The 10,501-nt window shown below is 74.2% G+C and carries 11 protein-coding genes; 2 read left to right on the top strand and 9 right to left on the bottom strand.

All coding sequences use genetic code 11. The annotated features are described in order from the left end of the window. Positions 1-430 (bottom strand): DUF2269 family protein (locus tag IEY71_RS16815; RefSeq protein ID WP_189086539.1); only part of this gene is annotated, 430 nt, incomplete at its 3' end. Positions 431-660: 230 nt separating this feature from the next. Here IEY71_RS16815 and IEY71_RS16820 point away from each other — a divergent pair. Both IEY71_RS16820 and IEY71_RS16825 read left to right on the top strand, forming a co-directional pair. Continuing rightward, positions 661-2,040 carry an MFS transporter gene (locus IEY71_RS16820; RefSeq protein ID WP_189086540.1) on the top strand — a complete coding sequence of 460 codons (1,380 nt, stop codon included), beginning with the start codon at positions 661-663 and terminating at the stop codon, positions 2,038-2,040. A 104-nt stretch (positions 2,041-2,144) separates the two neighbouring features. Next, positions 2,145-2,372, top strand: coding sequence for a hypothetical protein (locus IEY71_RS16825; protein WP_189086541.1), 228 nt, complete (start codon positions 2,145-2,147; stop codon positions 2,370-2,372). A 39-nt stretch (positions 2,373-2,411) separates the two neighbouring features. On the opposite strand, the gene IEY71_RS16830 is transcribed toward IEY71_RS16825, so the two are convergent. The 8 genes from IEY71_RS16830 to IEY71_RS16865 all read right to left on the bottom strand — a co-directional run. Continuing rightward, positions 2,412-3,812, bottom strand: a complete 1,401-nt coding sequence (locus tag IEY71_RS16830) for an FAD-dependent oxidoreductase (RefSeq protein WP_189086542.1) — start codon at positions 3,810-3,812, stop codon at positions 2,412-2,414. Beyond that, positions 3,809-4,714 (bottom strand): uroporphyrinogen-III C-methyltransferase, encoded by a 906-nt coding sequence (cobA, locus tag IEY71_RS16835; RefSeq protein WP_229781820.1) that lies wholly within the window; start codon positions 4,712-4,714, stop codon positions 3,809-3,811. Before cobA ends, IEY71_RS16830 begins: the two co-directional genes overlap by 4 nt. Next, positions 4,711-5,691, bottom strand: coding sequence for an ABC transporter permease (locus IEY71_RS16840; protein ID WP_189086543.1), 981 nt, complete (start codon positions 5,689-5,691; stop codon positions 4,711-4,713). The genes cobA and IEY71_RS16840 overlap by 4 nt, the downstream gene beginning before the upstream one ends. After that, entirely contained in the window at positions 5,681-6,409 is a 729-nt protein-coding gene (locus tag IEY71_RS16845; RefSeq protein ID WP_189086544.1) for an ABC transporter ATP-binding protein, read from the bottom strand. The genes IEY71_RS16840 and IEY71_RS16845 overlap by 11 nt, the downstream gene beginning before the upstream one ends. Beyond that, a complete protein-coding gene (locus IEY71_RS16850; protein ID WP_189086545.1) occupies positions 6,406-7,494 on the bottom strand; it encodes an ABC transporter substrate-binding protein in 1,089 nt (362 codons plus the stop codon). The genes IEY71_RS16845 and IEY71_RS16850 overlap by 4 nt, the downstream gene beginning before the upstream one ends. 89 nt (positions 7,495-7,583) lie before the next feature. Then, a complete protein-coding gene (locus IEY71_RS16855; RefSeq protein ID WP_189086546.1) occupies positions 7,584-8,900 on the bottom strand; it encodes a sulfate adenylyltransferase subunit 1 in 1,317 nt (438 codons plus the stop codon). Beyond that, positions 8,900-9,853: a sulfate adenylyltransferase subunit CysD gene (cysD, locus tag IEY71_RS16860; RefSeq protein ID WP_189086547.1), complete on the bottom strand. Its 954-nt coding sequence runs from the start codon at positions 9,851-9,853 to the stop codon at positions 8,900-8,902. Before cysD ends, IEY71_RS16855 begins: the two co-directional genes overlap by 1 nt. Next, positions 9,850-10,501, bottom strand: a 652-nt coding sequence (locus IEY71_RS16865) for a phosphoadenylyl-sulfate reductase (protein ID WP_189086548.1), incomplete at its 5' end; no start/stop codon positions are given. The genes IEY71_RS16865 and cysD, both read right to left, overlap by 4 nt.

Below are 10,501 nucleotides of genomic sequence, written 5' to 3' on the forward strand. Positions count from 1 at the left end.
CGACGAGGAGGAGCGAGACGATGCCGCTGCCCGCGGCGATCGCCGGGTAGCCGGACTTCTCGGCGGCCGCGGCGCCGCCGGCGCTCGCGGTCGCGCTCGCCTCGAGCGCGTCGGCGGCCTTGTTCATCGCGGGCACGACGACGAAGACGCTGAGGGCGAAGGCGACGACGTAGAGGATGATCGACCAGAGGATCCACGGCGTCGTGAACGTGAGGCCGTACTTCTCGTCGGCCATGCCCATGACGCCGAAGCCGAGCACGAAGACGATGAGCGAGAGCCAGCTGAAGATCGTGGTCGACTTCGCGAGCACGCGGACCTGCGCCGCGTTGCCCGCGCGCACCGCCCGCATCGCCGTCATGGGGATGATCGCCATCGGCCCGACGATGAAGACCGCGGTGACGACGTGCAGAACGGTGAAGATGGTGTCCATGGCCCCAGCCTAACGAGCCCGGCCCGACGGCGCTTCGAACCTTCGATTGAACGGCAGCCGCCGTTCGTCGCCCGGATGCGACCGCTCGTCGCAGCGCGGCCCCCGTTCGCGGGCGACGCGCGTAAGGTTGGCGGGTTGCCACAAGCAGCAGATCATCCCGCCACCAGCGGAACCGACGCCAGACCGACGCCAGTCCGCCGGGGCCTCGAACCGCACGGAGTCTCTGCAGCATGTCAGCCCCATCGACCGCCCCCGCCGCGCCGGCCAATCCGCGCAGCCGGGTCATCCTCGCCAGCCTCATCGGCACGACGATCGAGTTCTACGACTTCTACGTCTACGCGACCGCGGCGGTCCTCGTCTTCCCCCACCTGTTCTTCCCGACCGGCGACGCGACCACCGCGCTGCTCTCCTCCTTCGCCGTGTTCGGCGCGGCGATGGTCGCCCGGCCGCTCGGCGCCGTCGTCTTCGGGCACCTCGGCGACAAGGTCGGCCGCAAGGCCACGCTCGTCGGCGCCCTCCTCACGATGGGCATCGCGACCTTCCTCATCGGCGTGCTGCCGACCTACCTCGCGGTGGGCTGGTTCGCCCCGCTGCTGCTCGTCATCCTGCGCATCGCGCAGGGCTTCGCCCTCGGCGGCGAGTGGTCGGGCGCCGCGCTCGTCGCGACCGAGAACGCGCCGAAGGGCAAGCGGGCCTGGTACGGCACCTTCCCGCAGCTGGGCGCGCCGATCGGCTTCATCATCGCGAACGGCCTGTTCCTGATCATCGCCGCCGCACTCCCCTCCGACGACCCCTCGATGCCCTCGCAGGCCTTCCTCGACTGGGGCTGGCGCATCCCGTTCCTGTTCTCGATCGTGATGGTGGCCGTCGGCCTCTGGGTGCGCCTGCGCCTCGTCGAGTCGACGGCGTTCTCGACGGCGTCGAAGCAGGGTCGCATCCAGCGCCTGCCGCTCGCCACGGTGTTCCGCAAGTACTGGCGCGAACTCATCCTCGGCACCTTCTTCATGCTCGCGACGTACGTGCTCTTCTACCTCATGACGACCTTCTCGCTGAGCTACGGCCGCGCACCCGTCGAGGCCGCAGACGGCGCCCTGCCCGGCCTCGGCTACTCGTACAACACCTTCGTGCTGATGCTCATCGGCGGCGTGCTCTTCTTCGGCGTCTTCACCCTGCTCTCGGGCCCGTGGGCCGACCGCTGGGGCCGTCGCCGCACGCTCATCTGGGTGACGCTCGGCATCATCGTCTTCGGCCTCGTCTGGGTGCCGATGCTCTCGGCGGGCTTCGCCGGCGTGATGGCCTGGCTCGTGGTCGGCTTCGCCCTGATGGGCATGACCTTCGGCCCGATGGGCGCGCTGCTGCCCGAGCTGTTCCCGACCAACGTGCGCTACACGGGCTCGGGCATCTCGTACAACGTGTCCTCGATCCTCGGCGCCGCCGTCGCACCGTTCATCGCGGTGGCGCTCTGGCAGGCCGGGGGCGGCAGCCCGTTCTGGGTGGGCATCTACCTGTCGGTCATGGGCGTGCTGACGCTCATCGCGCTGCTCGTGTCCAAGGAGACCCGCGACGTCGACTTCGACGAGGCGGGCCTCGAGTCCTCCGCGGTGCTCTGAGCGCGGGCGACGAGCGGCGCTCGCCGCTCGTCGCCCGTCGCCCGCCGCCCGACACTCGTCAACCCCGATTGACAAGCTCCACGCCGTCAACGATGATTGACGGCATGGATGTGACCGGACTCTCCACCGCGATCGCCGCAGCCGACGGCGACGATCCCTACCGCGCGCTCCGCGAGCTGCACCGCGCCCGGGTCGAGCTCACCCGGGAGCTCGACCGGGCCGAAGCGCTCGCGGTTCGGCGCGCCCGGGCGCAGGGCGCGAGCTGGCAGCTCATCGCCCTCGCACTCGAGGTCAGCAAGCAGGCCGTGCACAAGAAGTACGGCCGCGGCTGAGCTCGGAGCGCGGCTGAGCGCGCGGGCGCGGCGGCGCGCTCAGCGCGGGGCGAGCGCCCCCTCCCGGGAGACCCGCACCTGGGCCTCCCGCGGGACGAGCTTGATCCGCTCGCGCGGATACCGGTCGACCTCGCCGAGCGCGCGTTCGTGCGCGTCGAGGGCGAGCCATCCCGCCCAGCCCGTGTGCTCGACCCCGCGTGCGTCGAGCAGGTCCAGCACCTCGGCCTCGGCATCCGCCACGACGGGTGCCGCGAGGCGACCCGCCGCCGCATCCGCGACGAGGTTCGCGACGGTCTCCATCGCGTCGCTCTTGGTGTGGCCGATGAGGCCGATCGGACCGCGTTTGATCCAGCCCGTGGCGTAGAGCCCTGGCAGCGGCGCACCGGCCCCGTCGAGCACCCGGCCCGCCTCGTTCGGCACGACGCCGCGCGCCGCGTCGAACGGCGCGCCCGCGATCGGCGAGCCGAAGTACCCGACGGCCCGGTACACGGCCTGCACGGCGACGTCGCGCCGCTCGCCGGTCCCCGCCACCACGCCGTCGCTGCGCACCTCGGTGCGTTCGAAGCGCACGCCCTCGACCCGCTCGGCGCCGAGCACCTCGAGCGGGGCGTGGTGGAAGTGCAGGTGCAGGCGACGCGGCGCCCCCGTCGTGCGCCCGCGCCACGAGTTCAGCGTGCGCAGCATGATCTTCACCTGATTGGTGCGCCCCGCGGGCACCTCGCCGGACGCGGCGAGCGCATCCTCGGCGGCGAAGTCCGCCTCGTCGAGCACGATGTCGACGCCCGGCACCTCGCCGAGCTCGCGCAGCTCGATCGGGGTGAACTTCACGTCGGCGGGGCCGCGCCGGCCGAAGACGTGCACGTCGGTGACGGGCGAGGCCTCGAGCCCCGCGAGCACGTTGTCCGGCACCTCGGTGCCGCGCAGGTCCACGGGATGCTTCGCGAGGATGCGGGCGACGTCGAGCGCGACGTTGCCGTTGCCGATCACGGCGACCTCGCGGGCCTCGAGCGGCCACTCGCGCGGCACGTCGGGGTGCCCGTCGTACCAGGCGACGAAGTCGGCCGCGCCGTAGGAGCCCGGCAGGCCGACGCCCGGCAGCTCGAGCGCGGCGTCGCGGATCGCCCCCGTCGCGAGGATCACGGCGTGGTACCGCGCATGCAGCTCGTCGAGGCCGAGGTCGCGGCCGATCTCGACGTTGCCGAGGAAGCGGATCCCCGGCTCGTCGAGCATCTCGTGCAGCGAGGCGACGATGCCCTTGATCCGCGGATGGTCCGGCGCGACGCCGTAGCGGATGAGGCCGTACGGCGCGGGGAGCGACTCGAAGAGGTCGATCGCGACCGTGCCGCCGGCTTCGGCGACGGCCGCGCGCAGCAGATTGCCCGCGTAGACGCCGGCCGGGCCGGCGCCGACGATCGCGACGCGGAGGGCGGGGAGGGTCATCTGGAGCCTTTCTCGGAGGGCGCGCCGGGCGACGCGGCCGGGTCGTGCCGCGCGCTCCGCGGTACGAAGGGATCGTGCGCGACGGCGACGGCGTGGCCGTCCACGGCGAGCTCGGCGGGGGCGTAGGGGCTCAGCCGCACGACATCGCCCACGACGACGACGGCCGGCGAGCGGACGCCGCGCCGGGCCGCCTGCGCCGCGATCGTGCCGAGGGTGCCGATCGTGACGCGCTGCCCGGCGCCGTAGCCGTCCTCGACGATCGCGACGGGGCAGCCGGCGCCGCGCTCGCCCCTGGCGAGCGTCGTCGCCGAGTTCGCGAGCGTGCCGACGCCCATCAGCAGCACGACCGTGTGGTCGCGGCCGCCGCCGAGCTCGGCGATCTGGTCGTGCCCGGTCGCGACGGTGAACGCGGTCGCGAGCCCGCGGTGGGTGAGCGGGATGCCCGCGACGGCCGGCACCGAGATCGCGCTCGTGATGCCGGGCACCACCTCGACGTCGACGCCCGCGGCGCGGCACGCGGCGAGCTCCTCGCCGCCGCGGCCGAAGACGTAGGGGTCGCCGCCCTTCAGCCGCACGACGCGGCGGCCGGCGCGGCCGAGTTCGACGAGGAGCGCGATGATGCCCTCCTGCGGCACGGCGTGGTGCCCGGGGTGCTTGCCGACGTCGACGATCTCGGCGTCGAGCGGGCGTCCGCGCTCCGTCTCGAGCTGGTCGAGCACGGCGCGGGCGCCGAGCCGGTCGGCGACGATCACCTCGGCCGCCTCGATGGCGCGCAGGCCGCGCACGGTCAGCAGGCCGAGCTCGCCGGGGCCCGCCCCGACGAGCTGCACGAGCCCCGTCCCGCCCATCGCGCGCCCGCCGCCCATCGCGCGCCCGCCGCTCATCGCGCGCCCGCCGCTCATCGCGCGCCTCCCGCGGGGAGCAGCCCGCGCCGGCGCAGCAGCGCCCGCTCGAGCGGGGCGAAGACGGCGAGCTCCACGAGGATGCCGATGAAGAGGATGGCGAGGATCGCGACGAACACCGCCGAGAGGTCGGCGAGCTGCCGCCCCTGGTCGAGCAGTGCGCCGAGGCCGAAGCCGATGGAGCCGCCCGTCGCGATGATCTCCGCGGCCATGAGCGAACGCCAGGAGAACGCCCAGCCCTGCTTGAGGCCGGCGAGGTAGCCGGGCAGCGCGGCGGGCAGTACCACGAGCGCGGCGAGCTCGGCCCGGTTCGCGCCGAGCACCCGCCCGACGCGACGCAGCTGCGGCGGCACCTGGCGGACGCCGGCGACGAGGCCGTTCACGATCGAGGGCACCGCGCCCATCAGGATGACGAAGTACACGGTCGCGTCCGAGAGCCCGAACCAGATGATCGCTGCGGGGACCCAGGCGACCGAGGGCAGCACCTGCAGCCCCGACACGAACGGCCCGAAGGCGCGCTGCAGCGGCCGGGACTCGGCGAGCAGCAGGCCGATCGGGGTGCCGATCGCCGCGGCGATGAGGAAGCCGACGATGCCGCGCTCGAGGCTCGTGCCGACGGCGAGCTGCAGCCGCCCGGTGTCCCAGGCGCTGCCCACCGAGGCGAGCACGTCGAGCGGGCCGGGGTACAGGTCGGGCCGGGGCTGCGCGATGACGGTGTACGCCTGCCAGACGGCGAGCAGCACGACGAGCAGGATGATCGGGGGCAGGATGCCTCGGGCGGCCCGCCGCCACCAGGGCTCCCGTTCGGCGGGTGCGGTCTGCAGCCGGTCGAGGCCGGCCTCCAGGGCGCGCAGCTCGCCCGAGGCGGTCGAGGGTCGCGGCGCGAGCGACTCCGCCGCCTCCCCCGCCGCGATCCGGCGTTCCTCCGCGATCCGGCGTTCCTCCGCGAGTACGTCGCGCACGAGTTCAGGCGGCATTGCTCGCGATCTCCTTCCGCAGTCGCTCGGTGATCTCCCGGGCGACGGACTGGGCGTCGAGGCCCGGCGCGTCCGTGCGCCATTCCCCGGCGACGCGCCCCGGCCGGCTGGACAGCAGCACGATCCGCTGGGCGAGGCGCACCGCCTCGTGCACGTTGTGCGTGACGAAGAGGATGGTGCGGCCGGTCTCGCGCCAGACCCGTTCCAGCTCCTCGTGGAGCAGGTCGCGGGTGATGGCGTCGAGCGCGGCGAACGGCTCGTCCATGAGCAGCACCGTGCGGTCCTGCGCGAGCGCGCGGGCGAGCGCGACGCGCTGGCGCATGCCGCCGGAGAGCTCGTGCGGCCGCTGCTCGGCGGCGTCGGCGAGGTTCACGAGCTCGAGCAGCCGTTCGGCCTCGCCCCGGCGACCGGGCCTGGGCACGCCGCGCAGCCGGAGGGCGAGCTCGACGTTGCGCCGGGCGGTGAGCCACGGCATCAGGGCCGACTCCTGGAACATCACCGCGGCCCCGTCGCCGGGCACCTCGATCGAGCCGGTGGTGGGCGCCTCGAGGCCCGCGACGAGGTTCAGCAGCGTCGACTTGCCGCAGCCGGAGGCGCCGAGCAGGCACACGAACTCGCCCTCGGCGACGTCGAGGTCGATGCCGTCGAGCACCAGCGGCGAGCGCGGACCGCCGAAGCGCTTGCCCACGCCGGCCAGCCGGATCGCCGTCACGGTCATTCCGTCCCGAGCCCGGCGGCCGAGACCGCGGGCTCGCCGCGGCCCTCGAGCACCTCGTTCAGGATGCCGAGCGCGAAGAGCCCGTCGATCGAGCCGTCCTTCGCGGTGCCGGCGGCGACGCCGTTCGCGAGCACCTCCTCGAAGGCTCCCGCGACGGGGTCGACGGTGAAGCGCACGTGCTCGAGCGCCCGGGCGAGCACGGCGTCGTCGAGCGGCTTGCCCGTGTCGGCGGCGAGCTTCGCGTTGAGGTCGGCGGCGGCCTGCTCGGGCTCGTCGGCGAGGAAGCGCACGGCCTCGGCGTGCCCCTCGACGAGCGCGCGCACGGTCTCGGGGTGCTCGTCGAGGAAGGTCTTCGAGACGAGCAGCACCGTCGTCGGGAAGTCGCCGTCCGGCCAGAGCTCGGCCTCGTCGACGAGCACGTGCGCGCCGCCCTCGAGCACGAGCCGGGAGACCCACGGCTCGGGCAGCCAGGCGCCGTCGAGCTGCCCCTGCTGGAACAGGGTGAGCGTCTGCGCGTTCTCAGTGGGCGTGATCTGCACCTCGCCGCCGCCCGTGGTGTCGGTCGCGAAGCCCTCCTCGGCGAGCCAGGTGCGCAGGGCCACATCCTGCGTGTTGCCGAGCTGGGGCGTCGCGAGCGTCGTGCCGGCGAGGTCGGCGGGCTCATCGATGCCGTCGCGGACGACGAGCGCCGCGCCGCCGGAGGCGGCTCCGGCGACGATCACCGCGGACTCCCCGCCGGACTTCACGAAGGTGTTGATCGCGGGGTTGGGACCGATGTAGGCGGCGTCGATCGCGCCGGCCGAGAGCGCCTCGACGGCGGCGGGCCCGGCGTTGAACACCTCGGTGCTGAGCTTCGTGTCGCCGAGCGCGTCGGCGAAGAAGCCCTCCTCGAGGCCGACGAGGGCGGGCGCGTGGGTGACGTTCGCGAAGTAGCCGAGCCGGAGTTCCGTGGCGGGGGCCGACGAGGCATCCGCTCCCCCGTCGGCGCTCGCGGTCGCGGCGCAGCCGCTCAGCAGCGCGGCCCCGGCCGCCATGATCGCGATCGCTCGGGTGATGCGGCTGGTTCGGATGGTGCGGTGGTGCATGGTGGTCGCCTCCTCGGGGATCGCGGTGGGTCGTGCTGGGTGGTCGGTGGGCCGTGGGCGGTCGGCGGTGGGTGATCGGCGGTGGGTGATCAGGCGCTCGAGCGGGTGCCCGCGGCGAGGGTCGCGCCGTCCTGCTGATGGATGACGAGGAAGCCGCCGGCCGCGCGGCTCGCCGCGTACTCCTCGACCGGCAGCGCCGCGCCGAGCCGAAGGACGGCCCGGCCGATGTCGTTCGTCTCGAGGCGGTCGGCCGCTTCGGTGCGCAGGGTGTCGAGGTCGCGGCGGCCGGTGATCTCCGCGACGAGCGCCGGGACCGTCGCGGTGCCCGCCTTCACGAGCACCCGTGCGCCGGGCAGGAGCGGCCGGGCGTCGAGCTGGAACAGCTCCGCCTCGAGCTCGCGCACGGTCTCCGGCACCGCCGACGCGGCGACGACGACGGCGCCGCGCGCGGCATCCACCTCGTCGGCCAGTCGCAGCGCGACCGAGCGCGGCGCGCGCGCCTCGGCGAGCTCGCCGTCGGCCGTGTCGACGGCGACGACCGTGGTCGTGACGCCGGCCGGGAGCACGTGCACCCGGTCGCCGGGGCGCACGACGCCGGCCGTGATCCGGCCGGCGAAGGCCCGGTAGTCGCGGTACTCGTCCTCGGCGCCCGGCACCGCGGCGAGCTCGGGCGCGAGGGCGCCCTGCGGCCGCAGCACGAGCTGCACGTCGAGGCGGAACGGCTCGCCGTCGTCGGCGGCCTCCGCCGCGAGCTCCTCGGCCGAGGGCAGCGCCTCCAGCAGCTCGAGGAGCGCCGGCCCCCGGTACCAGGGGGTGTTCGCGGAGCGCTCCACGACGTTGTCGCCGGCGAGCGCGGAGACCGGGATCACGTGCACGCCGTCGAGTCCGAGCTCGCCCGCGACCGCCGCGACCTCCTCGGCGACCCGGGCGAAGGGCTCGGCGTCGTAGCCGAGCAGGTCGATCTTGTTCACGGCGACGACGACGTGCGGCACGCGCAGCAGGCGCACGACGGCGAGATGCCGGCGGGTCTGCTCGAGCACGCCCTTGCGCGCGTCGACGAGCACGACCACCGCGTCGGCGGTCGTCGCGCCGGTCACCATGTTCCGCGTGTACTGCACGTGGCCGGGGCAGTCGGCGAGGATGAAGGAGCGGCGGTCGGTGGCGAAGTAGCGGTAGGCGACGTCGATCGTGATGCCCTGCTCGCGCTCGGCGCGCAGCCCGTCGGTGAGCAGGGCGAAGTCGAAGCCCCCGGCGTCGCCGCCGAAGCCGCGCGCGCGGCTGGCGGACTCGATCTGCGCGAACTGGTCGGCGAGGATCGCCTTCGCGTCGTGCAGCAGCCGCCCGACGAGGGTCGACTTGCCGTCGTCGACCGAGCCGGCGGTGGCGAAGCGCAGCAGCGTGCTCATCAGAAGTACCCGTCCTTCTTGCGGTCCTCCATGGCGGCCTCGGAGATGCGGTCGTCGGCTCGGGTCGCCCCGCGCTCGGTGAGCGTCGAGGCGGCGACCTCCGCGGTGACCGCGGCGAGGTCGGCCGCGTCGGACTCGACCGCGCCGGTGCAGCTCATGTCGCCGACGGTGCGGTACCGCACCGTGCGCCGCTCGACGGGCTCGTCGGGGCGGGGCAGCGAGTGCTCGCCCACCGCCCGCCACATGCCGTCGCGGCGGAACACCTCGCGCTCGTGGGCGAAGTACAGCGGCGGCAGCTCGATCCGTTCCCGCTCGAGGTAGCGCCACACGTCGAGCTCGGTCCAGTTCGAGATCGGGAACGCGCGCACGTGCTGCCCCGGGGTGTGCCGCCCGTTGTAGAGGCTCCACAGCTCGGGGCGCTGGTTGCGCGGGTCCCACTGGCCGAACTCGTCGCGGAGGCTCAGGATGCGCTCCTTCGCCCGCGCCTTGTCCTCGTCGCGCCGCGCGCCGCCGAAGACGGCGTCATGCCGGCCGGCGGCGATGGCGTCGAGGAGCGGCTGCGTCTGCAGCGGGTTGCGGGTGCCGTCGGCGCGCTCCTGCAGGCGGCCGTCGTCGAGGTAGTCCTGCACCCGGGCGACCTCGAGGCGGATGCCGAGACGCGCGACGGTCTCGTCGCGGAACGCCAGCACCTCGGGGAAGTTGTGCCCCGTGTCGACGTGCAGCACCGGGAACGGCACCCGGCCCGGCCAGAAGGCCTTCCGCGCCAGGTGCAGCACGACGACGGAGTCCTTGCCGCCGGAGAACAGCAGCACGGGCCGCTCGAACTCCGCGACGACCTCGCGGATGATGTGGATCGCCTCGGCCTCGAGCTGGTCGAGCACCTCGAGCCGTGCCGGCGCTCCGGTCGTGGGCCGGGCCTCGAGCGTCGGCTCGGCCGTGAACAGTGTCGTCATCCGTGCAACCCGCATTCCGTCTTGGCGAGGCCGGCCCAGCGGCCGGACCTCGGGTCTGCGCCGGCGGCGACCGGCTTCGTGCAGGGCTCGCAGCCGATCGAGGGGTAGCCGCGGCCGAGGAGCGGGTTCACCGGCACCCCGAACGCCCCCGCGTAGTCGCCGAGCTCCTCGAAGGTCCAGGCCGCGAGCGGGTTCACCTTCACGAGGCCGTTGCGCTCGTCCCAGGCGACGAGCGGCGTGCCGGTCCGGGTGGGCGCCTCGTCGCGGCGCACGCCCGTGAACCACAGCTCGTAGCCGGCGAGCGCCGCCCGCAGCGGCTCGACCTTGCGGCGCTGGCAGCAGAGGCCGGGCTCGCGGGCGAAGAGCTCGGCGCCGAACTCGGCGTCCTGCTCGCCGACGGTCTGCGCGGGGCGCACGTCGACCACGCGGACGTCGAGCCCCGCCGCCACGGCGTCGCGGGTCTCGTGCGTCTCGGCGAAGTGGTAGCCGGTGTCGAGGAAGAGCACGTCGACGCCCGGCAGCGACTGGGCGACGAGGTGCGGCAGCACGGCGTCGGCCATCGAGCAGGCGACGGCCGCGAGCTCGGCGTCGAAGTGGCGGGCGACCCAGGCGACGACGGCGTGCGCGCTCGCCTCGCGGCCGTCGCCG

This window comes from Agromyces mediolanus, from assembly GCF_014648575.1.
Taxonomy (GTDB): Bacteria; Actinomycetota; Actinomycetes; order Actinomycetales; family Microbacteriaceae; genus Agromyces; species Agromyces mediolanus.